This window comes from Tistrella mobilis (genome assembly GCF_041468085.1).
Classification (GTDB): Bacteria; Pseudomonadota; Alphaproteobacteria; order Tistrellales; family Tistrellaceae; genus Tistrella; species Tistrella mobilis_A.
Genome location: NZ_CP121017.1, coordinates 218,292 through 244,122, shown reverse-complemented (window position 1 = coordinate 244,122; position 25,831 = coordinate 218,292). Strand labels below are relative to the sequence as shown.

Annotated in this window: 32 protein-coding genes; 31 read left to right on the top strand and 1 reads right to left on the bottom strand. The window is 66.6% G+C overall.

Annotation, left to right across the window (positions count from 1 at the left end; genetic code table 11):
* Positions 1 to 18: 18 nt before the first annotated feature.
* The 25 genes from P7L68_RS06855 to P7L68_RS06735 all read left to right on the top strand — a co-directional run bounded on the left by P7L68_RS06855 (position 19) and on the right by P7L68_RS06735 (position 20,612).
* Positions 19 to 327, top strand: a complete 309-nt coding sequence (locus tag P7L68_RS06855) for a transcriptional regulator domain-containing protein (RefSeq protein ID WP_174005926.1) — start codon at positions 19 to 21, stop codon at positions 325 to 327.
* Positions 260 to 793 carry a DUF2285 domain-containing protein gene (locus P7L68_RS06850; protein WP_107327474.1) on the top strand — a complete coding sequence of 178 codons (534 nt, stop codon included), beginning with the start codon at positions 260 to 262 and terminating at the stop codon, positions 791 to 793. Before P7L68_RS06855 ends, P7L68_RS06850 begins: the two co-directional genes overlap by 68 nt.
* Positions 794 to 927: 134 nt before the next feature.
* Positions 928 to 1,215 (top strand): AlpA family transcriptional regulator, encoded by a 288-nt coding sequence (locus tag P7L68_RS06845; RefSeq protein WP_003500089.1) that lies wholly within the window; start codon positions 928 to 930, stop codon positions 1,213 to 1,215.
* Between the two features lie 12 nt (positions 1,216 to 1,227).
* Positions 1,228 to 2,424, top strand: a complete 1,197-nt coding sequence (locus P7L68_RS06840; RefSeq protein WP_003500090.1) for a replication initiator protein A — start codon at positions 1,228 to 1,230, stop codon at positions 2,422 to 2,424.
* Positions 2,421 to 3,074 (top strand): ParA family partition ATPase, encoded by a 654-nt coding sequence (gene parA / locus P7L68_RS06835; RefSeq protein ID WP_003500091.1) that lies wholly within the window; start codon positions 2,421 to 2,423, stop codon positions 3,072 to 3,074. The genes P7L68_RS06840 and parA overlap by 4 nt, the downstream gene beginning before the upstream one ends.
* Positions 3,071 to 3,829 carry a site-specific DNA-methyltransferase gene (locus tag P7L68_RS06830; RefSeq protein WP_003500092.1) on the top strand — a complete coding sequence of 253 codons (759 nt, stop codon included), beginning with the start codon at positions 3,071 to 3,073 and terminating at the stop codon, positions 3,827 to 3,829. Before parA ends, P7L68_RS06830 begins: the two co-directional genes overlap by 4 nt.
* On the top strand, positions 3,826 to 4,080 hold the full coding sequence (locus P7L68_RS06825) for a hypothetical protein (protein WP_003500093.1): 255 nt from the start codon (positions 3,826 to 3,828) through the stop codon (positions 4,078 to 4,080). Before P7L68_RS06830 ends, P7L68_RS06825 begins: the two co-directional genes overlap by 4 nt.
* On the top strand, positions 4,077 to 4,595 hold the full coding sequence (locus P7L68_RS06820; RefSeq protein WP_003500094.1) for a DUF2840 domain-containing protein: 519 nt from the start codon (positions 4,077 to 4,079) through the stop codon (positions 4,593 to 4,595). The genes P7L68_RS06825 and P7L68_RS06820 overlap by 4 nt, the downstream gene beginning before the upstream one ends.
* Positions 4,592 to 5,134: a S26 family signal peptidase gene (locus tag P7L68_RS06815; RefSeq protein WP_003500095.1), complete on the top strand. Its 543-nt coding sequence runs from the start codon at positions 4,592 to 4,594 to the stop codon at positions 5,132 to 5,134. The genes P7L68_RS06820 and P7L68_RS06815 overlap by 4 nt, the downstream gene beginning before the upstream one ends.
* A 47-nt stretch (positions 5,135 to 5,181) precedes the next feature.
* A complete protein-coding gene (locus P7L68_RS06810; protein WP_024899640.1) occupies positions 5,182 to 5,517 on the top strand; it encodes a DUF736 domain-containing protein in 336 nt (111 codons plus the stop codon).
* Positions 5,518 to 6,243, top strand: coding sequence for a lytic transglycosylase domain-containing protein (locus tag P7L68_RS06805; protein WP_003500099.1), 726 nt, complete (start codon positions 5,518 to 5,520; stop codon positions 6,241 to 6,243). It abuts the gene before it with no gap.
* A gap of 244 nt (positions 6,244 to 6,487) precedes the next feature.
* The gene (locus P7L68_RS06800) at positions 6,488 to 8,227 is read left to right on the top strand and encodes a VirD2 family relaxase/mobilization nuclease (protein WP_024899641.1); all 1,740 of its coding nucleotides are present in this window, start codon (positions 6,488 to 6,490) and stop codon (positions 8,225 to 8,227) included.
* Positions 8,228 to 8,258: 31 nt separating this feature from the next.
* The gene (locus tag P7L68_RS06795) at positions 8,259 to 10,244 is read left to right on the top strand and encodes a conjugal transfer protein TraG (RefSeq protein ID WP_003500103.1); all 1,986 of its coding nucleotides are present in this window, start codon (positions 8,259 to 8,261) and stop codon (positions 10,242 to 10,244) included.
* A gap of 8 nt (positions 10,245 to 10,252) precedes the next feature.
* Positions 10,253 to 10,699, top strand: a complete 447-nt coding sequence (locus tag P7L68_RS06790; RefSeq protein ID WP_003500104.1) for a hypothetical protein — start codon at positions 10,253 to 10,255, stop codon at positions 10,697 to 10,699.
* Between the two features lie 299 nt (positions 10,700 to 10,998).
* Positions 10,999 to 11,931, top strand: coding sequence for a P-type conjugative transfer ATPase TrbB (trbB, locus tag P7L68_RS06785; protein ID WP_003500105.1), 933 nt, complete (start codon positions 10,999 to 11,001; stop codon positions 11,929 to 11,931).
* 122 nt (positions 11,932 to 12,053) lie between these two features.
* Positions 12,054 to 12,326, top strand: a complete 273-nt coding sequence (locus P7L68_RS06780) for a TrbC/VirB2 family protein (RefSeq protein ID WP_234825348.1) — start codon at positions 12,054 to 12,056, stop codon at positions 12,324 to 12,326.
* On the top strand, positions 12,326 to 12,607 hold the full coding sequence (locus P7L68_RS06775) for a VirB3 family type IV secretion system protein (RefSeq protein ID WP_003500121.1): 282 nt from the start codon (positions 12,326 to 12,328) through the stop codon (positions 12,605 to 12,607). Before P7L68_RS06780 ends, P7L68_RS06775 begins: the two co-directional genes overlap by 1 nt.
* A 10-nt stretch (positions 12,608 to 12,617) precedes the next feature.
* Complete coding sequence (gene trbE / locus P7L68_RS06770; RefSeq protein WP_003500123.1) at positions 12,618 to 15,068, top strand: conjugal transfer protein TrbE; 2,451 nt, start codon at positions 12,618 to 12,620, stop codon at positions 15,066 to 15,068.
* A gap of 3 nt (positions 15,069 to 15,071) precedes the next feature.
* Positions 15,072 to 15,836, top strand: a complete 765-nt coding sequence (trbJ, locus tag P7L68_RS06765) for a P-type conjugative transfer protein TrbJ (RefSeq protein ID WP_003500125.1) — start codon at positions 15,072 to 15,074, stop codon at positions 15,834 to 15,836.
* A 21-nt stretch (positions 15,837 to 15,857) separates the two neighbouring features.
* On the top strand, positions 15,858 to 16,145 hold the full coding sequence (gene trbK-alt / locus P7L68_RS06760; RefSeq protein WP_003500127.1) for a putative entry exclusion protein TrbK-alt: 288 nt from the start codon (positions 15,858 to 15,860) through the stop codon (positions 16,143 to 16,145).
* A 6-nt stretch (positions 16,146 to 16,151) separates the two neighbouring features.
* Complete coding sequence (gene trbL, locus P7L68_RS06755) at positions 16,152 to 17,528, top strand: P-type conjugative transfer protein TrbL (protein WP_003500129.1); 1,377 nt, start codon at positions 16,152 to 16,154, stop codon at positions 17,526 to 17,528.
* Positions 17,525 to 18,214, top strand: coding sequence for a conjugal transfer protein TrbF (gene trbF / locus P7L68_RS06750; protein WP_003500130.1), 690 nt, complete (start codon positions 17,525 to 17,527; stop codon positions 18,212 to 18,214). The genes trbL and trbF overlap by 4 nt, the downstream gene beginning before the upstream one ends.
* The gene (gene trbG / locus P7L68_RS06745) at positions 18,211 to 19,230 is read left to right on the top strand and encodes a P-type conjugative transfer protein TrbG (protein ID WP_003500131.1); all 1,020 of its coding nucleotides are present in this window, start codon (positions 18,211 to 18,213) and stop codon (positions 19,228 to 19,230) included. The genes trbF and trbG overlap by 4 nt, the downstream gene beginning before the upstream one ends.
* Positions 19,227 to 20,375 (top strand): TrbI/VirB10 family protein, encoded by a 1,149-nt coding sequence (locus P7L68_RS06740; protein ID WP_024899643.1) that lies wholly within the window; start codon positions 19,227 to 19,229, stop codon positions 20,373 to 20,375. The genes trbG and P7L68_RS06740 overlap by 4 nt, the downstream gene beginning before the upstream one ends.
* 3 nt (positions 20,376 to 20,378) lie before the next feature.
* A complete protein-coding gene (locus tag P7L68_RS06735) occupies positions 20,379 to 20,612 on the top strand; it encodes a DUF2274 domain-containing protein (RefSeq protein ID WP_003500135.1) in 234 nt (77 codons plus the stop codon).
* Here P7L68_RS06735 and P7L68_RS06730 read toward each other — a convergent pair.
* Entirely contained in the window at positions 20,593 to 21,537 is a 945-nt protein-coding gene (locus P7L68_RS06730; protein WP_003500137.1) for a LysR family transcriptional regulator, read from the bottom strand. The two genes, P7L68_RS06735 and P7L68_RS06730, sit on opposite strands and share 20 nt — an antisense overlap.
* 206 nt (positions 21,538 to 21,743) lie before the next feature.
* Here P7L68_RS06730 and P7L68_RS06725 point away from each other — a divergent pair, with 206 nt between their 5' ends.
* From P7L68_RS06725 to P7L68_RS06700, 6 genes are all read left to right on the top strand, one after another.
* A complete protein-coding gene (locus P7L68_RS06725; protein WP_024899644.1) occupies positions 21,744 to 22,721 on the top strand; it encodes a cation diffusion facilitator family transporter in 978 nt (325 codons plus the stop codon).
* Positions 22,722 to 22,768: 47 nt separating this feature from the next.
* Positions 22,769 to 23,113 carry a helix-turn-helix transcriptional regulator gene (locus P7L68_RS06720; protein ID WP_035243485.1) on the top strand — a complete coding sequence of 115 codons (345 nt, stop codon included), beginning with the start codon at positions 22,769 to 22,771 and terminating at the stop codon, positions 23,111 to 23,113.
* A gap of 457 nt (positions 23,114 to 23,570) precedes the next feature.
* Positions 23,571 to 24,416 (top strand): DUF3363 domain-containing protein, encoded by an 846-nt coding sequence (locus P7L68_RS06715; RefSeq protein WP_080600487.1) that lies wholly within the window; start codon positions 23,571 to 23,573, stop codon positions 24,414 to 24,416.
* Positions 24,417 to 24,464: 48 nt separating this feature from the next.
* Entirely contained in the window at positions 24,465 to 24,779 is a 315-nt protein-coding gene (locus P7L68_RS06710; RefSeq protein WP_003500156.1) for a helix-turn-helix transcriptional regulator, read from the top strand.
* Positions 24,776 to 25,135: an SRPBCC domain-containing protein gene (locus tag P7L68_RS06705; protein ID WP_024899646.1), complete on the top strand. Its 360-nt coding sequence runs from the start codon at positions 24,776 to 24,778 to the stop codon at positions 25,133 to 25,135. The genes P7L68_RS06710 and P7L68_RS06705 overlap by 4 nt, the downstream gene beginning before the upstream one ends.
* Before the next feature lie 44 nt (positions 25,136 to 25,179).
* Positions 25,180 to 25,803, top strand: coding sequence for an ATP-dependent Clp protease proteolytic subunit (locus P7L68_RS06700; RefSeq protein ID WP_024899647.1), 624 nt, complete (start codon positions 25,180 to 25,182; stop codon positions 25,801 to 25,803).
* Positions 25,804 to 25,831: the final 28 nt, after the last annotated feature.

The window sequence follows — 25,831 nt, the reverse complement described above, 5'->3', positions numbered from 1 at the left end:
GACTGCGAGGAGGAGGCGATGAAACCCGACATATCGCAGTGGCGATCTTCCTCCACCTACGACTTCCTGGACGATATCGACTCCCCTGACATCGCCTGGGAGTGGCTTCGCCGCAATGCGAAATATCAGGGCGACTACCGGGCCGTGGCGGACGCGGCGGTCGACGATACGCCTGCCACCGTAGACCTGATCAACAACTGGGGGCTTTGCTTTCCCCGTCCGGCCCGGCCTCTCGGCCGTAGAAACGCCGGTATTCTGGCTGCCCGGCCACGACACCGGCGCTCTCGTCCTCGCCGCCACGCCGCCAATCCTTTCCGGCGGACTTGATCTCTCGGCCGCGCTCGGGTCGGCCGAGGCCAGAGCGAGCGACGACGGCGAATATTTCCGGTACGACCTCGGCGGCGGCCGCTACCTCAATCTCGTACGCCTTTCCGGCGCTGACGCCGGCGGACCGCTCTCGATCGTCATTCCGATCGATACGGACGGGCTCGACCGCGCCGATGCCGTCCAACGCCTGTTCAGCCGGCTGTTGCGGCGGCGCGTGCCGGAGGACCGGCGTCTGACCCGCCAGCAACGCCGGCGGGCGCGGCACATGCTCCAGGCTGTCGATGGCCGCATGAACGGCGCTACCTACCGCGAGATCGCGGGCGTCATCTACGGACAGGCCCGGATCGCCGACGAGCCCTGGAAGACGTCGGCCCTGCGCGATGCCGTCATGGATCTCGTCAAGGACGCCTTCTCCATGATCGAGGGCGGCTATCTCAGCCTCCTGCGCCGGCGCCGGCGCAAATAATCCGGCGTCGGGCCAGGGGGTGCGATTTTAGCATCGCCATCTTCGCACTCCCCCCTGCCGTTGCTTCTTCGCCACCGTGGCCTTCGACCGCCGCTGACCATCAGCGGCCTCGCGAACCCCACGGAGGCCCGATCATGACGCCCGACATTTCCGACCTGCCGCCACGCTATCTTCGCACGCCCGAGGCCGCGCTATACCTCGGCCTGTCTGGCCGGACCCTCGAAAAGCATCGCACCTACGGCACCGGCCCGGCCTATCGCAAGCTCGGCGGCCGCGTCGTCTACGCGATCGACGACCTCAAAGCCTGGGCCGAGCGGGGCGCTGTCACCTCGACCGCCGATCCACGCGGCTCGGTCTTGCCCGCCAAGCGCCACGCTTCCCTGGTGTCGCCCGCCTACAACGGCGTGCGGCGGCATCGCTGAGGCGGACCCGGCATGCAGCGCCGCCGCCTCATCACGCCCAGCGAACGCAACACGCTCGATCCTTTCGTCGTCGCGACCGGCGATGCGCGGCCGCGCGACCAGCGCGATCTCATGGAACGGCCGTTCTTCTCGCTGGCCAAGGCCAAGCGCGTCGTGCCGATCCTCTACGAGGCCGGCGACGTGCGCGTCGAGGTCCTTGCCGTGCAGGAGCACGGCATGGCGACCATCTGGGACGCCGACGTCCTGATCTGGGCCGCGAGCCAGATCGTCGAAGCCGAGAATCTCGGCCTTCGAACCTCGCGCTTCCTGCGCTTCACCCCTTATCAGCTTCTCACCGCGATCGGCCGCGAGACCGGCGCGCGCGACTACAAGCTCCTCAAGGGCGCACTCTCGCGGCTCCAGTCGACGGTCATCCGCACCAACATCCGCCAGGGCGAGAACTGGCGGCGGCACCAGTTCTCGTGGATCAACGAGTGGGAGGAACTTTCCCGCGCCGACGGCCGCGTCGAGGGCATGGAGTTCGTCCTGCCCGACTGGTTCTACCGGGGCGTCGTCGACCGCTCGCTGGTCCTCACCATCGATCCGGCCTACTTCCGATTGAGCGGCGGCATCGAGCGGTGGCTCTACCGCGTCGCCCGCAAGCACGCCGGACGCCAGCCCGGCGGCTGGCTGTTCGACGTTCCGCACCTCCATGAGAAATCCGGCAGCCTGGTGCGCGTCTCCGACTTCGCGCTCCAGCTCCGCCGCATCGCCCTGCGCCAGCCGCTGCCCGGCTACCGCCTGCGCATCGAGCGGGAGGGCCGCCGCGAACTGCTAAGGATCGTACCGGTCAGCCCGTCAGCGGCCCCTGTGGACAAGGCTGTGGACGCGATCGGGATTTCGCACGCAGCACTATCGGGATTTCGCACGCAGGCGGTATCGGGACTTCGCACGCACGCACCACAGTTAAGTCTCTGGCCCGAAACCACGATTCCCGGCCTTAACTTAGAGTCTAATAGAGAATCTAACATTGTTGGGCGCGCGCGCGATGTGGAAAACCTCATCCGCAGCGCCGCCAGAAGTCTCGATGCCGGCGTCACGAAGACGAAACACGGACATGGGCCGCAGGCTAGTCCGGTTACGTCTTTCCGTAAATCCTCCCTTACGGCCGACGATACTTCAAACGCGCCGACGCCGCCCCGATCCCGAAAGCCGGGAGGGCACACATGATCGTCGCCGTGCTCAACCAGAAGGGCGGCGTCGGCAAGACGACGCTCGCCCTCCATCTCGCCGGCGAATGGGCGCGGCGCGGCCAGCGCGTCACCCTGATCGACGCCGACCCGCAGGGCTCCGCGCTCGACTGGTCGCAGCAGCGCGGGCGGGAGGGCCTGCCACGCGCCTTCGGCGTCGTCGGCCTCGCCCGCGACACGCTGCATCGCGAAGCCCCGGAACTCGCCCGCGACGCCGACCACATCGTCATCGACGGACCGCCTCGTGTCGCCGGACTCATGCGCTCCGCGCTGCTCGCCGCCGACCTCGTGCTGATGCCGGTGCAACCGTCGCCGCTCGACGGCTGGGCCTCGGCGGAGATGCTGGCGCTCCTGACGGAGGCGCGCATCTACCGGCCTCAGCTCGTCGCCCGCTTCGTCCTCAACCGCTGCGCCGCCCGCACGGTGATCGCGCGCGAGACGGCCGAGACGCTGGCCGAGCACGATCCGCCGGTGCTCGCCACGACGATCGGCCAGCGCGTCATCTTCGCCGACGCCGCGCAGACCGGACGGCTTGCCTGCGAGATCGCCGCCGACAGCCTGGCCGCGCGCGAGATCTCGGCGCTGGCGGCCGAGATCGCGCGGCTCGGCGTCGGGAGGACCGCGCCATGACGGTGCTTTCCGAAACCCTCCTGGCCGGCGATTGCCGCGACCTCATGCCGGAACGCGGCCCGTTCGACATGATCCTCGCCGATCCGCCTTACGGCGACACCTCGCTCTCCTGGGACCGCCGCGTCGAAGGCTGGCTTCCGCTCGCGCGGGCCGCCCTCAAGCAGACCGGCTCTTTGTGGGTGTTCGGTTCGCTGCGCAGCTTCATGGTCACGGCGATCCGGTTCGCGGATGCAGGCTTTCGCATCGCGCAGGAGATCGTCTGGGAGAAGCAGAACGGCTCCAGCTTCCATGCCGACCGCTTCAAGCGGGTGCATGAGCTGGCCGTTCAATTCTATCCCGCCGAGACGCCTTGGCGCGACGTCTACAACGATGTCCAGACGACGCCGGACGCGCTGGCGCGCACGGTGCGGCGAAAGAAGCGGCCGCCCCTTACCGGCCAGATCGACGCCGGCCACTATGTCAGCCAGGACGGCGGGCCGCGCCTCATGCGCTCGGTCATCTACGTGCGCAACGCGCATGGCCGCGCCATCCATCCGACCGAGAAGCCGTCCGCGCTTCTCGAAATCCTGATCCGCACGAGCTGCCCTCCTGGCGGCCTGGTCGGCGACTGGTTCGCCGGTTCGGGCGCGGCGGGCGAAGCCTGCCGGCTTTCCGGCCGCCGCTATCTCGGCTGCGAGATCGACGCCGCCATGGCCGAGCGTGCCCGCGCGCGCATCGCCTCCGTGCTGCCATTCGACGCGGGAGCCGCGCCATGACGGTCCGCACGGAAAAGCGCGGCTTCGCCTCCCGGCCCGGCGACGCCGAAGGCTGGATCAAGGCTGGCGAGACGCCGCCCGCGCGCAGTGGCGATGCCGCCGCCTTCACCGCGCGCCTCACCATCGACATCACGCCCGAGCTGCGCGGCCGCATCAAGATCGCCGCCTTCCGGCGCGGCGTCACGGCGTCCGACATGCTCCGCGAGCTGCTCGAACGCGAATTTCCCGACCGCCAAGGAGACATGCCATGACCGGCAATGCGGCCTACCGCTTGCGCGGCCGTCCGCTGCCGAACGGACCGGCGCCCTTCACCACGCTCGTCGAACTCACCTGGATCGAGAAGCGGATCGAGTGCTGGATCAGGTTCGGCCAGGAGAGCTACGAGCAGAAGCTCGACCGCCGCCGCAGGCTCGTCGGCTTCGCGCCCGAGACGATCTTCTGCCTCGTGCGCTGGGCCGCCAACGAGCACGGCACGATCATCTCGCGCGTCGACATCGTGCGCGCCGTCGACCGAGGCGAGCCGTTCCAGACGCTGCCATTCGTGCGGCCCGGCGGCGACATCCTGCTCAAGATCGACGGCTGGCCGAAGGTTGAGCGCGTGCTCCAGATCGTCGACGCGATCGAGGCGCAGGGCATCGATCCCGCCGAGGTTTCGCCCGACCACTGGCGGCACGTCCACAACCGGCTCGCCGCGGGTCACGAACCGCGCGCCTACACCGTCACCCGGCACAAGGCGTTTCTCCTGCGCCGGAGGGCGGAGCCATGACCCGCCTCGGCTACGCCGTCGTGACGTGCCTCGCGGCCACGGGCGCGGTCGCGGCGGCGATCGTCCCGGCGCCGACACGGCTGATCTGGAACGCGACCGCCAGCGCGCCAGTCGGATTCTACACGGTCGAGCCCGCCGTTGCCCTGGAAGTACCGGATCTGGTCGCCGTGCTGCCGCCCGAGCCGCTCGCGAGCTTCATGGTCGCGCGCGGCTATGTCGGTCGCGGCGTGCCGCTCCTCAAGCGCGTGCTCGGCCTGCCGGGGCAAAGGGTCTGCCGCACCGGGCGCACCATCACGGTCGACGCGGTGGAGATGGGCGAGGCGCTGGAGCGCGACCGTATGGGCCGCGACCTGCCCGCCTGGCAGGGCTGCCGGGTGATCGGCGACGGCGAACTCTTCCTCATGAACGACGTCCGCGACAGCCTCGATGGCCGCTACTTCGGCGCGCTTCCCGCCTCGGCGGTCATCGGCCGCGCGATGCCTCTCTACACCGATGACGACGGCGATGGCCGCTTCGTCTGGCGCGCGCCGACGCGGTGACGACGCGCTCCTTTCATCCTCACCGCAACGCACAGGAGACGAAAACCATGGCGCATCTCGGCCACTTCACCCGCACAGAAACCGGCTTCGAAGGGCGCTTCCACGCGCTCGGCATCGACGAGCCGCTCACTTTCGTTCCAGCCGAACCATTGGAGACCGAGAACGCGCCGCAATACCGCATCCTGCTCGGCGATCAGGACGGTCTCGACATTGGCGCGGGCTGGTCGCATGTCGGCGAACGCGCTGGCGAGTTCGTCTCCGTCGACCTCTACAGCCCGCTCTTTGGCGGCATTCTGCGCGCCAATCTCTTCCGCGACCCCGACGACGAGACGGTCTGGGGCCTGCACGTCACTCCCTCGAAGAAGAAGCGGGCGGAGGACTGAATGGTGCCGGTCCAACCTTCCGCCAGCGTCGGACCACCTTCCGCCGCCCGACGCCCAGCACTCCTCCTTCTTCTTTCCGGCCTGATCTTCGCCGCGCCCTCGGCGTTCCCGGCTTACGCGCAGACCGTGCAGCCGGCGCGCAACGCGGCCGCCGATCCGCATGCCGCCCACGTTGCCGAGGCGTCGCGACGCTTCGCCATTCCGCAGGCGTGGATCGTCGCGGTAAAGCGCGCCGAAAGCGCCGGCGACATGCGCGCCGTGTCCCCGGCCGGTGCGATGGGCCTGATGCAGATCATGCCCGCGACCTGGGCCGAGCTGCGCGGTCGCTATGGCCTCGGCCGCGATCCGTTCGCGCCGCGCGACAACATCCTCGCGGGCACGGCCTATCTGCGCGAGATGCTCGACCGCTACGGCAATGTCGCGGCGATGCTGGCGGCCTACAATGCAGGGCCGGCGCGGCTCGACCAGCATCTCGCGACCGGCCGTGCGCTGCCCGCCGAAACCCGCGCCTATGTCGCGGCGATCCTGCCGGCAATCGGCGTGAAAGCCGACCTCCGCGCCGCCGCCATGCTGCGCGGCAAGCGCCGCGGATGGCGGGATGCGCCGCTCTTCGTCGGCGCGCCCGGCGATGCGGCCGCCTCCCTACCGGCGCGCCGTCAGCCTGCCGTCGCGCCGCAGTCCGGCGACCTCTTCATCGCCCGTTCGGGCGCTGGAGGTCCGAGATGACGGCGTTCGCGGTCTCGGTCGGCGTAGCGTGCAACCGGCGAGGATCGGCGGGGTGGCCGGGGAGGCGCAGAACCACAACCGGACGATGGCGAGATAAAAAGGCGCGAGGTGCGCCTGATTCCGGTTGTGGTTTTTCAAGGAGTTACGCGCCGTCTGCGCGATGTGCGCGGTTCTGGCGAACCTCGCGATTTTCCGGCTTTCGCCGTCTTTTCCATGACTTGCCGCGATGTGCGGGGCTCATGTGATGAGCGCCGAGGACGATTTCCGCATCCGCCCTGGCCGCATCCGCTCTTCGAAGGCGGAGCGCGCCAGACCGTTCATCGCTCAGGCGCTCGCTGCCGCGCAGAAGGCCGGCGGGCGCGTCTCGCGCTCCGGCCGGATCACGCCCGGCAACCGCTCGCAGTTCGGGCGCGGCCGGCGCGCCAGCGTGCAGGCGAACCGCGTGCTCACGCGCCGCTCGCGCAACGTGGTGATCAAGACCCGCGTGGTCCGGCACTCGGCGCGCGCCGCTCCGCTCGCCGCCCATCTCAAATATCTCCAGCGTGACGGCGTGACCCGCGACGGCGAGAAGGCCCGCCTGTTCGGCGCCGAGCTGGACGAGGTGGACGCCCGCGACTTCGCCGAGCGCTGCGAGGACGACCGGCACCACTTCCGCTTCATCGTCTCACCCGAAGACGCCGGGCGCATGACCGATCTGAGGGACTTCGCCCGCGATCTCATGAGCCAGATGGAAAAGGACCTCGGCACGAAGCTCGATTGGGTCGGCGTCGATCACTGGAACACCGACAACCCGCACGTCCACATCATCCTGCGCGGCCGCACGGACGACGGGCAGGACCTCGTGATCGCCCGCGACTACATCAAGGAGGGGATGCGAGCACGCGCGCAGGATCTCGTGACGCAGGACCTCGGCCTGCGCAGCGATCTCGAAATCCGCGGCCATCTGGAGCGGCAGGTCGAGGCCGAGCGCTGGACCGATCTCGACCGGCAGCTCGCGCGCGACGGCTATCGCACCGGCGTCATCGACGTCGCGCCGCATCCCGACCGCCAGCCCGACGAATATCTCCCGCTCAAGGTCGGCCGGCTGCGCAAGCTCGAATCCCTCGGCCTCGCCGAAGAGATCGGCCCCGGCCAGTGGACGATCTCGGACAAGGCCGAGCCGACGCTGCGCGAACTCGGAGAGCGCGGCGACATCATCAAGCGCATGCACCGTGCGCTCGCCGAACGCGGCATCGAGCGTGGCACGGCGAGCTATGTGCTCGCGGCCGAGAGCCTTGACGACCCGATCGTCGGCCGGCTGGTCGAGCGCGGCCTGGATGACGAGCTGAAGGGCACAGCCTATGCCGTGGTCGATGGCGTCGACGGCCGCACCCATCACATCAAGTTCCCCGATCTCGACTCGACCGGCGACAGCGCGCCGGGATCGATCGTCGAGCTGCGCAAGTTCGACGACGCGCAGGGGCGCCGCCGCGTCGCTCTCGCCGTCCGCTCCGACCTCGACATCGGCCGGCAGGTCACGGCGACCGGCGCGACCTGGCTCGACCGGCAGAACATTGCCCGCGAGCCGGCGTCGCTCTCGGAGGGCGGCTTCGGCGCGGAGGTGCGCGACGCGCTCGACCGCCGCGCCGAGCGCCTGATCGAGCAGGGCTTTGCCGAGCGGCACGGCCGCAGCGTGATCTTCAACCGCAACCTCCTGCGTACCCTGCGACAGCGCGAGGTCGACGCGCTCGGCGAGCAGATCGCCGCGCAGACGGGGCGCGTGTTCAACCATTCCGCCGGCGGCGAATACGTCGCCGGGACCTATCGCCAGCGTTTCACGCTCGCCTCTGGCCGCTTCGCCATGATCGACGACGGCCTCGGCTTCCAGCTCGTGCCCTGGTCGCCCTCGCTCGAAAAGCAGCTCGCCAGGCACGTCTCCGGCGTCGCGCGCGGGGACGGCGGCGTCGACTGGAGTTTTGGCCGCAAGCGCGGGCTCGGCCTCTGACCATCACACCCTTCCAAGAAAGGACCCCGCAATGTCCGCCACGAAAATCCTCTGGGGCCAGATCCTCACCGTCTTCCTGATCGTCCTCGCGACGACATGGACGGCGACGCAGTGGACCGCGTGGCGGCTCGGGTTTCAGGCGCAGCTCGGCACCCCATGGTTCGAACTCGCCGGATGGCCGGTCTACTATCCGCCGTCCTTCTTCCTGTGGTGGTACTTCTACGACGCTTATGCGCCGTCCGTTTTCATGGAAGGCGGCCTCGTCGCGGCATCAGGCGGCTTCATCGCCATCGCCGTTGCCATCGGCATGTCGGTCTGGCGGGCGCGCGAGAACAAGGAGGTCGAAACCTTCGGCTCGGCGCGATGGGCGCGGCCGGAGGAGATCACCGCCGCGCGTCTTCTCGACCCGGATGGCGTGGTGCTCGGCCGGATGGATCGCTCCTATCTGCGCCATGACGGGCCGGAGCATGTCATGTGTTTCGCCCCGACCCGATCCGGCAAGGGCGTCGGCCTCGTCGTGCCGACCCTGCTGACCTGGCCGGGAAGCTGCGTCGTCCACGACATCAAGGGCGAGAACTGGAGCCTGACCGCCGGCTTCCGTTCGCGGCACGGCCGCGTCCTCCTGTTCGATCCGACCAATGCGCGCTCCTCGGCCTACAATCCTCTGCTCGAGGTGCGAAAGGGCCAGTGGGAGGTCCGCGACGTCCAGAACATCGCCGACATTCTCGTCGACCCGGAGGGCTCGCTGGAGAAGCGGAACCACTGGGAGAAGACCAGCCACGCGCTTCTGGTCGGCGCGATCCTCCATGTCCTCTATGCCGAGAAGGACAAGACGCTCGCCGGTGTCGCCGCCTTTCTCTCCGATCCGAAGCGGACGATCGAAGCCACGCTCGACGCGATGATGCGAACGGCGCATCTGGGCGAGGCCGGGCCGCACCCTGTCGTCGCCAGCGCGGCGCGCGAGCTGCTCAACAAATCCGATAACGAACGCTCGGGTGTGCTCTCCACCGCGATGTCGTTCCTCGGCCTCTACCGCGATCCGGTCGTGGCCGAGGTGACGCGCCGCTGCGACTGGCGGATCGGCGATATCGTCGGCGCTGCGCGCCCGACGACGCTCTATCTCGTGGTCCCGCCTTCCGACATCAACCGGACCAAGCCGCTGATCCGGTTGATCCTCAACCAGATCGGCCGCCGGCTCACCGAGGAGCTGGAGACGAGGGGCGATCGCCATCGTCTGCTCCTCATGCTCGACGAGTTTCCCGCACTCGGCCGGCTGGATTTTTTTGAGAGTGCGTTAGCCTTCATGGCGGGATACGGGCTGAAGAGCTTCCTGATCGCGCAGTCGCTGAACCAGATCGAGAAAGCCTACGGGCCGAACAATTCGATCCTCGACAACTGCCATGTCCGCGTCGCCTTCGCCACGAATGACGAGCGGACGGCCAAGCGTGTCTCCGACGCGCTCGGCACGGCGACCGAGATGCGGGCGATGAAGAATTATGCCGGGCACAGGTTGAGCCCTTGGCTCGGCCACCTGATGGTGTCGCGCTCGGAGACGGCGCGACCGCTGCTCACGCCCGGCGAGATCATGCAGCTTCCGCCCGCCGACGAAATCGTCATGGTGGCGGGCACGCCGCCGATCCGGGCGAAGAAGGCCCGCTACTTCGAGGACCCGCGTTTTCAGGAAAGGGTCCTGCCGCCCCCGGCGCTGGTCTCCGAGAATGTCGAGCCGGACGACTGGAGCAGCCTGCCCCTGCCGCAGCGGCCGGAGGTCGATCTGACCCCGGTCTCCGGCGTTGGCGAGGATGACGACGATCCGACCGAATCCGAGCGGCGGCACCAGCCTGAACTCAGCCGCGTCAAAACCGTCGAGAAAAAGGAGCCGATCGACAACGAGTTCGGCGGCGATCCCGGCGACGACAGCGAGGACGATACCGTTCGCAACAGCCGGATGAACCGGCTTATGCGGCAGGTCGCGCGGCAGGCTTCGCTCGATCCCAATGACGGCATCGACCTGTGAGGCCCGCGATGATCCGAACACCGAAAAAGCAGCGCCTGTCCGTCTATCTCGATCCCGATGTCATGCAGGCGCTCGTTGCCTATTCGGCCCGGCGCGACCAGTCGCGCTCGCTGATCGCCGAAGCCGCGATCGCGTCCTTCCTGTCACCCGACGATGCCGAGCGCCGGGAGGCGGTCGTCGCCAAGCGCCTCGATCAGCTCGACCGCCGCATGACGCGCCTGGAGCGCGATCTCGGCATCGCCGTCGAGACGCTGGCCGTCTTCGTCCGCTTCTGGCTCACGACGACGCCCGCGTTGCCCGAGCCTGCCGCGCAGGCCGCGAAGGCGAAGGCCGGCGAACGCTACGATGCCTTCGTCGCCGTCCTCGGCCAGCGGCTCGTCAAAGGCCCGAAGCTCCGGCAGGAGGTTTCGGAGGACATGGACGCGGCGGGCAAGGACGAGGGCGGCACGCCGTAGGCCGAGGCGAATTATACAGTCCGCAATCTGACCACCGCGCCGCGAAAACAGATAAGTCCAAGCAACTGATTCGGTTTTCGCGCGCGCCCACCGGGATCACCGTCACGAGCGGACTCCGCCGTTTTCCTGTCTTTGCACGCCACCGCACTACTACGACCGATACTTGTTGAATCGGCCCGACTTCGGGCTCTTTTACTCATCCCCGATCCAGGGCTGCGCATGGGGCGTGCCCGCTACCGGACGGGGACGACGTGGCGCGATCCTTCCAACAGACCGAGGCGACGACGCGGGGAGCGCGGATGCTCCGTACCGCGCTCGGACCCGCAATCGCCGGGTTTCTGGAGGACCCCGCGGTTGTCGAGGTAATGCTCAATCCCGATGGGCGGCTCTGGATCGACCGGCTCTCCGAAGGGCTGGCCGATACGGGGGAGCGGCTGTCGGCGGCCGATGGCGAGCGCATCGTGCGGCTCGTCGCGCATCATGTCGGCGCGGAGGTCCATGCCGGAGCGCCGCGCGTCTCGGCCGAGCTGCCCGAGAGCGGCGAGCGGTTCGAGGGCCTTCTTCCTCCCGTGGTCTCCGCGCCCGCCTTCGCGATCAGAAAGCCGGCCGTCGCGGTATTCACCCTCGCCGATTACGTCGCCTCCGGCATCATGTCCGCCGACCAGGCGCAGACGCTACGCATGGCGGTCCAGTCACGCGCCAACATCCTTGTCGCCGGCGGCACGTCGACCGGCAAGACGACGCTGACCAACGCCTTGCTGGCCGAAGTGGCGAAGGGCGCGGATCGCGTGGTCATCATCGAAGACACCCGCGAGCTGCAATGCGCCGCGCCGAACCTCGTCGCCATGCGGACCAAAGAGGGCGTCGTCACCCTCTCCGATCTCGTGCGCTCGTCGCTGCGCCTGCGCCCTGACCGCATTCCCATCGGCGAGGTGCGCGGCGCCGAGGCCCTCGATCTTCTCAAGGCATGGGGCACCGGACATCCCGGCGGCATCGGCACCATCCATGCCGGCACGGCGATCGGCGCGTTGCGCCGCCTCGAACAGCTCATTCAGGAAGCCGTCGTCACCGTCCCGCGCGCCCTGATCGCCGAGACCATCGATCTCGTCGCCGTGCTCGCCGGCCGAGGCTCCGGCCGCCGTCTCGCCCAGCTCGCCCGCGTCGAAGGGCTCACCGCCGACGGCGACTACCACGTCATTCCCGCAACTCAGCCCCCCACAGGAGAACCTTGATGAAGTCGCCCGCTTCCGCCCCGATCACGACCGTTCCGCCGGTTCCGGCCAAGCCGCCCAGGTCCTCCGTGCTGCGGGGAGCATACGACCGGCTCGCCAGTTCGACCGCGCTCGTCACCATCATGATGATGTCGGCCGCGCCGTCCGCCCACGCCTCCGGCTCCTCGATGCCGTGGGAAGCGCCGCTTCAGAAGATCCTCGAATCCGTCGAAGGGCCGGTCGCGAAAATCGTGGCCGTGATCATTATCATCGTGACGGGTCTGACGCTCGCCTTCGGCGATACGGCCGGCGGCTTCCGCCGTCTCATCCAGATCGTCTTCGGCCTGTCGATCGCGTTCGCGGCCAGTTCCTTCTTCCTCTCCTTCTTCTCGTTCGGCGGCGGGGCGCTCATCTGATGGCGGCCGGCTTCGAACAGCTCGACGCCGTGCCGGGGTTCTCGGTTCCCGTCCATCGCGCGCTGACCGAGCACATCCTGCTCGGCGGCGCGCCGCGCTCGATCGCCATCATGAACGGGACGCTCGCCGGCGCCGTCGGCCTTGGCCTGCGGCTCTGGCTGGTCGGGCTCGCGATCTGGATGATCGGCCATCTCACCGCCGTCTGGGCGGCCAAGCGCGATCCGCTCTTCGTGGAGGTCGGGCGCCGACATCTGCGCATCCCCGGCCACCTGTCGGTGTGAGGGCGCGGCCATGATGAACCTTGCCGAATACCGCCGCACCTCCGCCCGCCTCGCTGATTACCTGCCCTGGGCCGCGCTCGTCGGCGCCGGCGTCGTCCTCAACAAGGATGGCTCGTTCCAGCGCACGGCGCGCTTTCGCGGGCCGGATCTGGATTCCGCCGTGGCGGCCGAACTGGTCGCCGTCGCCGCCCGCCTCAACAACGCCTTCCGCCGCCTCGGCTCCGGCTGGGCGATCTTCGTCGAGGCGCAGCGGTCCGAGGCCGCGACCTATCCCGACAGCCGCTTTCCCGATCCCGCCTCATCGTTGGTCGATTCCGAGCGCAAGGCCGATTTCGAGGAAGAGGGCGCGCATTTCGTGTCCAGCTATTTCCTCACCATGCTTTACCTGCCGCCCGCCGAGGAAGCCGCCCGCACGGAAGCGTGGCTCTATGAAGGCCGGGAGCGCTCCGGCGTCGATCCTCATGAGGCGCTGCGCGCCTTCACCGACCGCACCGATCGCATCCTGGCACTGCTCGACGGCTTCATGCCGGAATGCGCATGGCTCGATGACGGCGAGACGCTCACCTACCTGCATTCGACAATTTCGACCAACCGGCACCGCGTCCGCGTGCCGGAGGCACCGATGTACCTCGATGCGCTGCTCGCCGACCAGCCGCTCACCGGCGGGCTGGAGCCGCGCCTGGGCGAGCAACATCTTCGCATCCTCACCATTGTCGGATTTCCGACCGCGACGACGCCCGGCATTCTCGACGAGCTGAACCGGCTCGCCTTCGAATATCGCTGGTCGACGCGCGCGATCCTCCTCGACAAGACCGATGCCATCCGCCTCCTGACCAAGATCAGGCGGCAGTGGTTCGCCAAGCGCAAATCGATCGCCGCGATCCTCAAGGAGGTGATGACCAACGAGCAATCCGTGCTCGTCGACACCGACGCCGCGAACAAGGCGCAGGATGCGGATCTCGCGCTTCAGGAACTCGGCCAGGACTTCGCCGGAGAAGCATACATCACCGCCACCGTGACCGTCTGGGACGGCGACGCCCGCGTGGCCGACGAGAAGCTGCGGCTGGTCGAGAAGGTGATCCAGGGCCGCGATTTCACCTGCATGCCCGAGACCATCAACGCCGTGGATGCCTGGCTCGGCAGCCTGCCCGGCCACGTCTACGGAAATGTCCGGCAGCCGCCGGTCAACACCCTCAACCTTGCCCACATGATGCCGCTCAGCGCCGTGTGGGCGGGGCCGGAACGGGACGAGCATCTCGGCGCGCCCCCGCTGCTGTATGGCAGGACCGAAGGCTCGACCCCGTTCCGGCTTTCAATTCACGTCGGCGATGTCGGCCATACGCTCGTCGTCGGCCCGACCGGCGCAGGCAAGTCCGTGCTGCTCGCGCTCATGGCCTTGCAGTTCCGTCGTTACAAGCGCTCGCAGGTCTTCGCCTTCGATTTCGGGGGCAGCATCCGCGCCTCGGCGCTCGCCATGGGCGGCGACTGGCACGATCTCGGCGGCGACCTGACCGATGGCTCGGAAACCTCGGTTTCCCTCCAGCCGCTCGCCCGCATCCATGAGGTGCCGGAACGCGCCTGGGCGGCCGACTGGATCGTCGCCATCCTGATGCGCGAGGGCGTGCAGATCACACCGGAGGTCAAGGAGCACCTCTGGACCGCGCTGACCTCGCTCGCCTCCGCGCCGGTCGGGGAGCGCACCATCACCGGCCTTGCCGTGCTGCTCCAGTCGAACGACCTGAAACAGGCGCTGCGCCCCTACTGCGTCGGCGGTCCATATGGCCGCCTGCTCGACGCCGAGAGCGAGCATCTCGGCTCGGCGTCCGTACAGGCGTTCGAGATCGAGGGGCTAGTCGGAACCGGCTCCGCCGCGGCGGTGCTGGCTTATCTCTTCCATCGCATCGGCGACCGGCTCGACGGCCGGCCGACGCTCCTGATCATCGACGAAGGCTGGCTGGCGCTCGACGACGACGGCTTTTCCGGCCAGCTCCGCGAATGGCTGAAGACGCTGCGCAAGAAGAACGCCAGCGTGATCTTCGCCACGCAATCGCTGTCCGACATCGATGGCAGCAGCATTGCGCCCGCCATCATCGAAAGCTGCCTGACCCGGTTGCTCCTGCCGAATGAACGCGCGGTCGAGCCCCAGATCACGGCGATCTATCGGCGCTTCGGCCTCAACGACCGCCAGATCGAGCTGATCGCCCGCGCCACGCCGAAGCGCGACTACTACTGCCAGTCGCGGCGCGGCAACCGGATGTTCGAGCTGGGCCTGTCGGAAGTCGGGCTCGCGCTTTGCGCGGCCTCCTCGAAATCCGACCAGACCCTCATCGACCAGATCGTCGCCGAACACGGCCGCGACGGCTTCCTGCCCGCGTGGCTCGCGGCGCGCGACGTCGCATGGGCCGCGGACCTCATCCCCGATCTCGTCAACTTCGACCCCCAGCCCGAACAGGAGAACTGAAACATGACGCCCACCTCGCCTCGCATCTCCGCCGCCCTGCTTGCCGCCACCGTGCTGTCCGTACCGCTCGCCGTCGCTCCGGTCCTGACCACCCCGGCACACGCCTGGAAGATCGTCTACGATCCGACCAATTACGCCCAGAACGTCCTTCAGGCCGCCCGCGCGCTGGAGCAGATCACCAACCAGATCACGTCGCTCCAGAACGAGGCGCAGATGCTCATCAACCAGGCGAAGAACCTGGCGAGCCTGCCGTTCTCCTCGCTCCAGCAGCTCCAGCAGTCCGTGCAGCGCACGCAGCAGCTCCTGAGCCAGGCGCAGAACATCGCATTCGACGTCGGCCAGATCGATCAGGCGTTCAAGACGCAATACGGCAACGCCTCGCTGACCGCCTCGGACGCCAAGCTGATCGAGGACGCGAAGACCCGCTGGCAGAACACCGTCGGCGGTCTGCAGGACGCCATGCGCGTCCAGGCCACCGTTGTCGGCAACATCGACACCAACCGTACCCAGATGTCGGCGCTGGTCGGGCAGAGCCAGGGCGCGACCGGCGCACTTCAGGCAACCCAGGCCGGCAACCAGCTCCTCGCCCTTCAGGCGCAGCAGCTCGCCGACCTGACCGCCGTGATCGCCGCGAACGGCCGGGCGCAGGCGCTCACCGACGCCGAGCGTTCAGCGGCCGCCGAGCAGGGACGCGAGCAGCGCCGCCGCTTCCTCACGCCCGGCTCCGGCTACCAGCCGGGAAACGCCAAGATGTTCAACGGCAACTGAGACGCAGGAAGGGGGACGACCATGGACGGCAAGATGCTGGCCCGGCTGGGCGCCGTCGTCTTCGTGGCTGTCGCGATCACAGCGACGGCCATCGAGCTGACCCGCAAGGACGAGGTAAATGTCCCGGAGCCGGCGCGGGCCGTCGAGCGCTCGATCGATGCGCTTCGCGTCGAACAGCGACGGTGCCAGCAGCTTGGCGAGGCCGCCGGCAAGGATGCCGGATGCCTGCGCGTCTGGGCCGAGACCCGCGATCGCTTTCTCGGCCGCACGCCGCAGCCGGTCGCGCCCGCGGCGAATGACGCACGGTGAGCGCAGATGGGCAGCACCAGCGTCATCGACAATTTCCTCTCGGTCTTCACGTCCTACATCGACAGCGGCTTTGGCCTGCTCGGCGGCGAGGTCGCCTTCATAGCTTCAACCCTCATCGTGATCGACGTGACGCTTGCGGCCCTGTTCTGGAGCTGGGGCGCTGACGACGACATCATGGCGCGGCTGGTGAAAAAGACGCTCTTCGTCGGGGTCTTTGCCTACCTGATTTCCAACTGGAACAGCCTCGCGAAGATCGTCTTCGACAGCTTCGCCGGACTCGGCCTGAAGGGCTCCGGAACCAGCTTCAGCACCGCCGATCTCCTGCGCCCCGGCAAGGTGGCGCAAACCGGACTCGACGCCGGACGGCCGCTGCTCGATTCCATCTCCGACCTCATGGGCTGGATCGCCTTCTTCGAGAATTTCATCCAGATCGCCTGCATGTTCTTCGCCTGGGTGCTGGTCATCCTCGCCTTCTTCATCCTGGCGATCCAGCTCTTCGTCACGCTGATCGAGTTCAAGCTGTCGACACTGGCCGGCTTCGTCCTGATCCCCTTCGGCCTGTTCGGAAAGACCGCGTTCATGGCCGAGCGGGTGCTCGGCAACGTGATCTCCTCCGGCATCAAGGTCCTGGTTCTCGCCGTCATCATCGGCATCGGCTCGACGTTGTTCTCGCAGTTCACCGCCGGCTTCGGCGGCGCGACGCCGACCATCGACCAGGCCATGGCGATCGTGCTCGCCGCGCTCTCCCTGCTCGGCCTCGGCATATTCGGCCCCGGCATCGCCAACGGCCTCGTCTCCGGCGGACCTCAACTCGGCGCGGGCGCCGCCGTAGGCACAGGGCTGGCGGTCGGAGGCGCAGCGCTCGCCGCAGGCGGCGGAGCCGTGCTGGCCGCCAAGGGCGGAGCGCTCGCTTTGTCTGGAGGTGCGGCCGCCGCGCGTGGCGGCGCTGCCGCCGCCGGCGCGGCTTCCTCGGCCTATACGCTCGGCTCGATGGGACAGTCCGGCATGTCGGGCATCGCCTCCGGTCTCGGCGGCGTGGCGCGCGCCGCCGGTTCGGGCGCTGCCTCGCCGCTGCGTCGCGGTCTCGCCCGCGCCGCTGAGAGCCTCAAGTCGAGCCACACCGGCGGCGTCAAGGGCGCTTTCGAAACGACGGGCGGCTCTTCGACCATGGGAACCGTCGGAGGTGGCGGGCAGGCCGCCAATGACGCCTCCGCCGGCGCTGCCGCGGCCGGATCTGTGAATACCCCGCCGGCCTGGGCGCAGCGCATGAAGCGCGGCCAGGCAATGAGCCATGGCGTTTCCGCGGCCGCCCACGCGGTCCGCTCCGGCGACAGCCACGGCTCCGGCTCTTCCGTCAATCTCTCCGAAAGCGACCGCTCATGAACCTCTTCCGACGACCCGCCACCCACTACGGCAAGACGCCGCAACCCGAGACCCCCTATCAGAAGGCTGCCCAGATATGGGACGAGCGTATCGGCTCCGCCCGCGTCCAGGCGCGCAACTGGCGCTTTATGGCTTTCGGATGCCTGGCGCTGTCGGCCGGCTTCGCCGCCGCTCTTGTCGTCCAGTCGGCGCGGGGCACCGTCGTTCCCTGGATCGTTCAGGTCGACAAGCTGGGACAGGCCCAGACCGTCGCCGCGGCAACCGCCGACTACCGTCCGACCGATCCGCAGATCGCATGGCATCTCGCCCGTTTCATCGAACAGGTCCGCTCCGTCCCGGCCGATCCGATCATCGTGCGGCAGAACTGGCTGCGCGCCTATGAATGGACGACGGACCGGGGCGCGGCCGCGCTCAACGACTATGCCCGCGTCAACGACCCCTTCACCAAGGTCGGCAAGCAGCAGGTTGCCGTCGAGGTTTCCTCGGTCATCCGCGCCTCGCCGGAGAGCTTCCGGATCGCGTGGATAGAGCGGCGCTATGAGAACGGCCAGCTTTCGACCACCGAGCGATGGACGGCAATTCTCACCATCGTCGTCCAGCCGCCCCGCGACGCCGAACGGCTCAAGGCCAATCCGCTCGGCATCTACGTCAATGCAATCAACTGGTCGCGGGAGTTGGGACAATGACGCCGCACTTCCGCAATGCCGCAAACCCGGCTTTCCGTAAATCCGTGATCACGGCTTTGCTGGTATCGACTGCGGTGCTCGGCGGATGTGCTTCTGCGAAGAAGCCGCCTGCAATCACCTACGATTCCGACGTCCCGCCGCTGCCGGCCGTACCGGCTGTGACGGACACCACGCCAAAGCCGCTCCACATCCCGCCCGCCTGGACGGTGAGCCGGGGCGGCGGCGGAGCCAGTACGCCGACCGCCCGTGTCGAGAACGCCAATCTCGCCGCCCGCGTCGAGCCGCGACGCGAGGGCTATTACAACGCTATCCAGGTCTATCCGTGGAGCGACGGCGCCCTCTATCAGATCTATGCCTCGCCCGGACAGATCACCAACATCGCGCTTGAGCCGGGTGAAAGCCTGACCGGCGCAGGCCCGATCGCCGCCGGCGACACAGCACGCTGGATCATCGGCGACACCGAGAGCGGCTCCGGCGAGACGCGGCGCGTGCATGTGCTGGTGAAACCGTCGCGCGCGGAAATCTCGACCAATCTCGTCATCACCACCGACCGGCGCACCTACATGATCGAGCTGCGCTCGCGCGAGAAACCCTACATGCCGTCCGTCGCCTGGTCCTATCCGCGCGCCCGCGGAGGCTCGGCGCAGGCGATACCGACAACGCCGGTTATCCCGGCCGTGGCGGCGCGGAACTATCGCTATGGCTTCGCATCCGGCGACAATCCGCCGTGGAAGCCGGTCTCCGTCTATGACGACGGGCGGCGCGTCTACATCGAGTTTCCGCGCGGCATCGTCCAGGGCGAATTGCCGCCGATCTTCGTGATCGGCCCCGAAGGCGAGGCCCAGATCGCCAATACGCGCACCTATCGCAACGTGCTGATCGTCGATCGCCTGTTCGGCGCGGCCGAGCTGCGGCTTGGCGGGGGCAAGCGTCAGCAGACCGTCAGGATCGAACGCATCGACGGCTCCTCGCGCGCAACGAATGTCCGCCAGGACAAGGGAGGGCAGTCGTCATGACAGACACCGGAAACAACAATGCTGCCCCGATGCGCCTTCGCGCCGAAGCCCCGCGCGTCACGCGCCTATCGCGCAAGGCGCTGGCCGGAGCCGGCCTCATCGTTTCGCTCGGTATCGGCGGCGCGCTGATCTATGCGCTCCAGACCCGCGATCGCGGCGCGGATGGCGAGGAACTCTATTCGACCGAGAACCGGGCGACGGCCGATGGGCTCGCCGGCCTTCCACGCGACTATACCGGGCCGGTCCTCGGCCCGGCACTGCCCGGCGATCTCGGCCGGCCGATCCTCAGCGCGCAGAACGAGGGCAAGCCCGTCGTTCCGCCCACCGTCCCCGATCCAACCGTGGATCAGGAAGAGCAGCGGCGGCGCGCCGAGGAGGAAGCCGCACGCACGAGCCGCGTCTTTTTCCAGACCGAGACACGCACGAACCCAACCGCAGGCGCGGATTCGGCCGCCGGCGCAGGTCTGCCCAATCTCGCCGGGCTCGGCCTCGGCGGAAATACCGCGCAGGACCGGCAGAACGCCTTCCTCAACGCCGCCGTCGATCGCCGGACCACCACGACCGACCGCGTCATGGCTCCGGCATCGCCCTTCGTGCTTCAGGCGGGCGCGGTCATCCCGGCAGCACTGATCACCGGCATCCGCTCCGACCTTCCCGGCCAGATCACCGCGCAGGTCACGGAAAGCATCTATGACAGCCCGACCGGCCGCGTTCTCCTCGTGCCGCAGGGCACGCGCATCATCGGTCAGTACGACAACAGCGTGCAGTTCGGCCAAAGGAGGGTCTTGTTGGTCTGGAACCGGCTGATCTTCCCCAATGGTCGCTCGATCGTGCTGGAGCGCCAGCCCGGCGCGGACAGCCAAGGCTATGCCGGGCTAGAGGATGGTGTCGACTACCACTGGTGGGATCTCGCCAAGGCGGCCGGGCTCTCCACCCTGCTTGCCGTCGGCGCCGAACTCGCGACGAGCGACGAGGACCGCCTGATCCGCGCGATCCGCGACGGCTCGCAGGATACGATCAATCAGGCGGGCCAGCAGATCATCCAGCGGCAATTGCAGGTCGCCCCCACGCTGACCATCCGGCCGGGCTTCCCGGTCCGGATGATCGTGACCCGCGATCTGGTCCTCGAACCCTACAGGGGATGATCCATGACCAAGCTGAAACTCGGTCCGCTCGCCAACGACAAGCCGGTCAAGGTCACGCTTGAGCTGCCGGCTGCGCTCGCCGATGACCTTGCCACCTACGCGCAGATATTGGGGCGGGACACCGGCCAGCCGGTCGCCGATCCGATGAAGCTCATCGTGCCCATGCTGGAGCGCTTCATCGCCACCGACCGCGGGTTCGCCAAGGCCCGCCGCTCGGTCACGCCTGATCGTCGCTGATCGGGCGAGTCCCGAACCGTTTCGCCGACAGGTTGCGGGCGAGGCTCAGCATCCGGCGCAGCGCCGGATTGTCGTTGCGTTGCGACCAGACCGCGCAGAACGGCAGTTCTTCCGTCACCAGAAGCCGATACGCCACGCCCCGGAATCTGGTCCCCGTCGTGGCCTCGCTGGTGAGCGAGATACCTTTTCCCAGAGCCACCAACTGCATCAGCGTGTCCCGGTTATAGACCGGGCACTGCTCGACGCTCGGATGGTGGCCCAGCTCGGCGAGATGCTTGACGAGATAGTCGTGGATCTCGGGACCAGGCTCCGCCTCGCTGACGATGAAATGCCGGTCGCGCAGGTCGGCCCATTCGATCTCCTCCCTTGCCACAAGCTCATGCTTTTCCGGCAGGACGACGAACACGCGCTCGGCCCACAGCCGCGTCACCTCACATCCCGCGACGTGCGGCTCGCCCGTCAGGAAGGCGATGTCGATCTCGTGGTGCCGGACAGCGGCCTTGTGGTCGGCAGGCGTGCCTTCGATGAATCTCGTGCGAACACCGGGATGCTCCCCTGCGTATCGCTCCAGCAGATCGGCGATGAAGCCCGAGGCGAGGGACGAGAATATGCCGATGCGTAGCACGCCCTTTTCGGCGCGGCCCGCAGCTCTCACTTCCTTCACGGCCAGATCGATTTCCGCGATCGCCCTCCGAGCGTGCGTCAGGAACTTCCGTCCCGCCTCGGTGATGACCACCCCCCGCTGATATCGAATGAACAGCGCCGCACCGGCCTGATCCTCCAGATCGCGGATGCGGCGGCTGACCGCCGATTCTCGAACGCCGACCGCTATCGCCGCCTGTCGGAAGCTGCCATGCTCGGCCGCTGCAATCACATAGTGGAGTTGCCGCATCTGGATTTCAGGCTCGCGGTCACGTCTGAGCAATCACCTCTACCTCCGCATGCGTCACCCATTCGAGGGGGCATCGTGCAGATTCCAACGGTGACAAGGTCAAGCCCACTTGTCGGGAAATTTACGTGATTTTGCGGTGCCTTCGAATAGCTTTCAAATTTCTTACGCGGGCCGGTTGACAATAAACACTTGAACATGTATTCAAGTGTTTAGACTGAACGCAACCACTGGACCGACCTATGGCAGACCACTCTCACTCCCACAGCGACCACCACGGCCACGATCATGATCACTCACACGTACCGACCGTAACGAAGGAAAACGAGCGCAAGATCCTCATTTCCTTCTTCATCATCTTCATCTTCATGGTCGTCGAGGCAGTCGGCGGTGTGATCTCCGGTTCGCTCGCGCTGCTTGCCGATGCGGGACATATGCTGACCGACGCCATCGCGCTCGGTCTCGCCTACGTTGCCTTCCGCCTCGGCCGCCGCGTCGCCGACAGCCAGCGCACCTTCGGCTATGCCCGCTTCGAGGTGATTGCGGGCCTCATCAACGCCCTTACCCTGTTCGGCATCGTCGCCTGGATCGTCTACGAGGCCATCGAGCGCTTCCAAGAGCCGCAGCCGGTCATGGCCGGTTCGATGTTCGTCGTCGCCATCATCGGCATGCTCGTGAACCTCTTCGTCCTCTGGTATCTGACGCGCGGCGACTCCGATCACGTCAATGTCAAGGGCGCCGTGCTGCATGTCATGGGCGATCTGCTCGGCTCGGTCGGCGCGATCATTGCCGCCATCGTCATCTGGTACACTGGCTGGACCCCGATCGATCCCATCCTGTCGGTGTTCGTGTCGCTGCTGATCCTGCGCAGCGCCTGGAGCCTGCTCAGGAACACGCTGCATATCCTGCTCGAAGGTGCGCCCGACAACGCCGGCGCGGAGAAGATCTCCGAGCATCTTCGAAAGACCGTTCCCGGCATCCAGAGCGTCCACCACGTCCATGTCTGGTCGCTGACTTCCGGCCGTGTGCTGGCAACCCTTCAGGTGCAGCCGATGGAAGGCGTCGATGTGCGCACCGTCATGCAGCAAGTCGACCACGAGCTGAAGACGCAGTTCAAGATCGAGCACCCGACGATCGGGATCGACTGGGACGGCGTGGCCAGTTGCACCCTGGAGGAGCCGAGCAAGGCGGCTGTGTCCCACGCAGGGCATTCGCACTGACCGTCCACTCTTCATGGGTTCACTCGGAAAGCTGGAAAGGAAAACCGTTGAACAAGGCAGATCCCCTTTCGACCCAGGAGTTGAACTTCCTATCCGAAACATTCCGCCTGCTGGGTGACCCCAGCAGGCTAAGGATTCTCCTCCATTGCGAGGAAGGCCCGAAGTCGGTCACCGATATCTCCGAAACGCTTGAGCTGTCGCAGTCGCTCGTCAGCCACCACCTGCGACTGCTTCGCGGCGCGCGGCTGGTAACGCGGGTCCGACATTCGAAGCAGATGTTCTACGAAATCTCCGATCAGCATGTGGGCGACGTCCTGCTCGATATGCTCTCCCATGTCCGTGAGGAACGAGAAGGCGTCGCCGAACGCGACGCCAGCGTTCAACACTCCTGATCGTCGTGAGCACGGAAAACGATGACAGAGTTGCGACGCGGCAAACAAAGCATCGGAGCCGCGCTGAACGAAGGATTCTCGACGATGAGAGGGGCCGCAAATTGCATCGACTTCTTCGGTGGCCGTCTTGAAACTCTGGCCGATGAGGAAGGCGGAGCGCTGCACCGGGTGAAGATGACAACTACGTTTACGCTATAGCACTCTAAACGAGCGTTAGTCGCATCCGCCTCGGCGTTTCATCCAGCGTTCGTTCCCTCACGCATTGCTATGGGTTCGAGACGATCCGGAAGCCGAGGTCCGTATGATGTTCAGGATGGCTACTGTGCGTCACCAAGCTCAACCGGGCTGATGGTGATCTTTCTCTCAAAGCGTCCAGGCAGGCCATTTGGCCATATAGTTTTCTCAATCCTTATTCGATGGCCTGCCTCAACAATGACGCTGTCATCTCCGGTGGGCAATTGAATCGACCGCCAGCGTTTGCATCAGGGTCGTCAACGGAAGCCCGTATCCGCGGCGTCATCCAGATCGGCCCGGCCGAGGCGACAGCCCGGCCGTCCGACCGCACCATCACCGCCATCGCCGAGGACGGCATCTATCGACCCTGGAACAGGCGAAATTCGAGGGCCGCGTTCCCGGTGGCGACTATGAGGGCTATGTCGATGCCCATGTTCGTCGGCTGGAGGCATTGCGCCGCGCCGGGATCGTCGAGCGCATCGACGCCGACCAATGGCGCATCCCCAATGATCTGGTTAGCCGCGCCGCCGACTACGATGCCGGCCGAGACCGGCAGGCCAGTGTTCGCGTCCTGTCACCCATCAATCTGGAAAGGCAGATACATTCGGACGGCGCGACGTGGCTGGACCGGCGATTGATCCACAGCGAAACCGCCGATATTGCGCCGGCCGGTTTCGGCCAGCAGGTGCGCGAGGCCATGGACCAGCGCCGCGAGCATCATATCGAGCAAGGCGACGCTACCCGAGCACGGAATGGCCGCATCTTCTACCGGAGCAGCCTTCTCGCCACCCTGCGCGAGCGCGAGGTTGCCCGTGTTGGCGGGGAGATGGCCGAGAGCAAGGGCCTGCCTTTCCGTGCCGCCACGGACGGCGAGAACATCAGCGGCAAATTCACCGGCACCGTGCAGCTATCGAGCGGCAAGTTCGCCGTGGTCGAGCAGTCCCACGAGTTTACCTTGGTCCCATGGCGGCCGGTCATAGACCGACAGCTCGGTCGCGAGGTTATGGGCGTCGTTCAGGGCGGATCGGTGTCGTGGCAGCTAGGGCGGCAACGAGGGATTATGTTGTGATGATGGTTCGCCCTTGCGAATCAGATAAGTGTGCGCTTATCTATTGTTATGATCCCGAACGACATATTCAAAGCTCTGGCCGATCCGACACGCCGCGCGATTTTCGAGAAGCTGGCGTCCGGCAGCATGAACGCCGTCACACTGCGGCAGGGTATGGAAATTAGTCAGCCGGCGATGTCGCAACATCTCTCTGTCCTGCGCAACGCCAAGCTGGTGCGGGAAGAACGTCAGGGCCGCTTTGTGAACTATGAGGTCGATCCAGAGGGGCTGGCACTCATCGCGGAATGGCTGGCGAAGTATCGGGCCTATTGGCCTGCGAGAATTGACGCTTTGAAGAGCTTACTAAGGGACATGGACCAATGAGCGACACGGAGGCAAAGAAGCCCAAGGATAATCTCGTCGTGGAATATGAAATCGACGCTCCCCCTGAAATGGTTTGGCGGGCGATTAGTATTCCAGAGCTTCGAGAAAAATGGCTGCCTGAAAAAGACTTGGCCGATGCTGTCCCGATCTCGGCAGAACCGGGAGAGGAAGTCCGCTATCGGATGCGCGAAGAAGAATCGCCTTTCCTCGAAAGCATTGTGACGTTCCAAGTCGGTCCCAATGTCTATGGCGGCACGAGGTTGAGGATCATCCATCATCTTGTGGACGCCCGATCCGTTCGGCGAACACCCCCTGCCGCGAACAACAATTGGCCCGTGCTTATGCTCGCAGCATAGCACCTCAAACAACACATCAAAATCTAGAAGACAGGAGTTCGCCTATGCGCGAAGCGATGCAACTCGTCCCTATGGTCATCGAGCAATCCAGCCGTGGCGAACGCTCTTTCGACATCTATTCCCGCCTTCTGCGCGAGAGGATCATTTTCCTGAACGGTGAGGTCAACGACACCGTTTCCGCGCTCGTCTGCGCGCAGCTACTGTTTCTGGAAGCCGAGAATCCCAAGAAGCCAATTCAGCTATACATCAATTCTCCCGGTGGCGTCGTTACCAGCGGGCTCGCCATGTATGACACCATGCGATACATCCGCGCTCCGGTGCATACTCTTTGTATGGGGACGGCCCGCTCGATGGGGTCATTCCTGCTGATGGCCGGCGAACCCGGCGAACGCGCGGCATTGCCGAACGCCAGCATCCTGATTCACCAACCATCAGGCGGATTCCAAGGGCAGGCGTCGGATATGCTGATCCATGCCGAGGAGATCCTGAAAACCAAGCAGCGCATGACCCGGCTCTACGCGGAGCATTGCAAACGCAGTTATGAAGAGTTCGAACAAGCCATGGACCGCGACCGCTTCATGACGGTGGAAGAAGCGTTGGAATGGGGTTTGATCGATCGCGTCTTGACGGAGCGCGAAACCGGCGCGGCCTCGGAAGTTGCTGGATGAGTTAGCGCCAATTGGATGAGGACTGTCA

Bases quoted from the DNA above. Each gene is read 5' to 3' on its own strand.
- P7L68_RS06855 (WP_174005926.1), top strand. From the start codon at position 19: ATGAAACCCGACATATCGCAGTGGCGATCTTCCTCCACCTACGACTTC.
- P7L68_RS06845 (WP_003500089.1), top strand. From the start codon at position 928: ATGACGCCCGACATTTCCGACCTGCCGCCACGCTATCTTCGCACGCCC.
- P7L68_RS06840 (WP_003500090.1), top strand. From the start codon at position 1,228: ATGCAGCGCCGCCGCCTCATCACGCCCAGCGAACGCAACACGCTCGAT.
- parA (WP_003500091.1), top strand. From the start codon at position 2,421: ATGATCGTCGCCGTGCTCAACCAGAAGGGCGGCGTCGGCAAGACGACG.
- P7L68_RS06830 (WP_003500092.1), top strand. From the start codon at position 3,071: ATGACGGTGCTTTCCGAAACCCTCCTGGCCGGCGATTGCCGCGACCTC.
- P7L68_RS06825 (WP_003500093.1), top strand. From the start codon at position 3,826: ATGACGGTCCGCACGGAAAAGCGCGGCTTCGCCTCCCGGCCCGGCGAC.
- P7L68_RS06820 (WP_003500094.1), top strand. From the start codon at position 4,077: ATGACCGGCAATGCGGCCTACCGCTTGCGCGGCCGTCCGCTGCCGAAC.
- P7L68_RS06815 (WP_003500095.1), top strand. From the start codon at position 4,592: ATGACCCGCCTCGGCTACGCCGTCGTGACGTGCCTCGCGGCCACGGGC.
- P7L68_RS06810 (WP_024899640.1), top strand. From the start codon at position 5,182: ATGGCGCATCTCGGCCACTTCACCCGCACAGAAACCGGCTTCGAAGGG.
- P7L68_RS06805 (WP_003500099.1), top strand. From the start codon at position 5,518: ATGGTGCCGGTCCAACCTTCCGCCAGCGTCGGACCACCTTCCGCCGCC.
- P7L68_RS06800 (WP_024899641.1), top strand. From the start codon at position 6,488: ATGAGCGCCGAGGACGATTTCCGCATCCGCCCTGGCCGCATCCGCTCT.
- P7L68_RS06795 (WP_003500103.1), top strand. From the start codon at position 8,259: ATGTCCGCCACGAAAATCCTCTGGGGCCAGATCCTCACCGTCTTCCTG.
- P7L68_RS06790 (WP_003500104.1), top strand. From the start codon at position 10,253: ATGATCCGAACACCGAAAAAGCAGCGCCTGTCCGTCTATCTCGATCCC.
- trbB (WP_003500105.1), top strand. From the start codon at position 10,999: ATGCTCCGTACCGCGCTCGGACCCGCAATCGCCGGGTTTCTGGAGGAC.
- P7L68_RS06780 (WP_234825348.1), top strand. From the start codon at position 12,054: ATGATGATGTCGGCCGCGCCGTCCGCCCACGCCTCCGGCTCCTCGATG.
- P7L68_RS06775 (WP_003500121.1), top strand. From the start codon at position 12,326: ATGGCGGCCGGCTTCGAACAGCTCGACGCCGTGCCGGGGTTCTCGGTT.
- trbE (WP_003500123.1), top strand. From the start codon at position 12,618: ATGATGAACCTTGCCGAATACCGCCGCACCTCCGCCCGCCTCGCTGAT.
- trbJ (WP_003500125.1), top strand. From the start codon at position 15,072: ATGACGCCCACCTCGCCTCGCATCTCCGCCGCCCTGCTTGCCGCCACC.
- trbK-alt (WP_003500127.1), top strand. From the start codon at position 15,858: ATGGACGGCAAGATGCTGGCCCGGCTGGGCGCCGTCGTCTTCGTGGCT.
- trbL (WP_003500129.1), top strand. From the start codon at position 16,152: ATGGGCAGCACCAGCGTCATCGACAATTTCCTCTCGGTCTTCACGTCC.
- trbF (WP_003500130.1), top strand. From the start codon at position 17,525: ATGAACCTCTTCCGACGACCCGCCACCCACTACGGCAAGACGCCGCAA.
- trbG (WP_003500131.1), top strand. From the start codon at position 18,211: ATGACGCCGCACTTCCGCAATGCCGCAAACCCGGCTTTCCGTAAATCC.
- P7L68_RS06740 (WP_024899643.1), top strand. From the start codon at position 19,227: ATGACAGACACCGGAAACAACAATGCTGCCCCGATGCGCCTTCGCGCC.
- P7L68_RS06735 (WP_003500135.1), top strand. From the start codon at position 20,379: ATGACCAAGCTGAAACTCGGTCCGCTCGCCAACGACAAGCCGGTCAAG.
- P7L68_RS06725 (WP_024899644.1), top strand. From the start codon at position 21,744: ATGGCAGACCACTCTCACTCCCACAGCGACCACCACGGCCACGATCAT.
- P7L68_RS06710 (WP_003500156.1), top strand. From the start codon at position 24,465: ATGATCCCGAACGACATATTCAAAGCTCTGGCCGATCCGACACGCCGC.
- P7L68_RS06705 (WP_024899646.1), top strand. From the start codon at position 24,776: ATGAGCGACACGGAGGCAAAGAAGCCCAAGGATAATCTCGTCGTGGAA.
- P7L68_RS06700 (WP_024899647.1), top strand. From the start codon at position 25,180: ATGCGCGAAGCGATGCAACTCGTCCCTATGGTCATCGAGCAATCCAGC.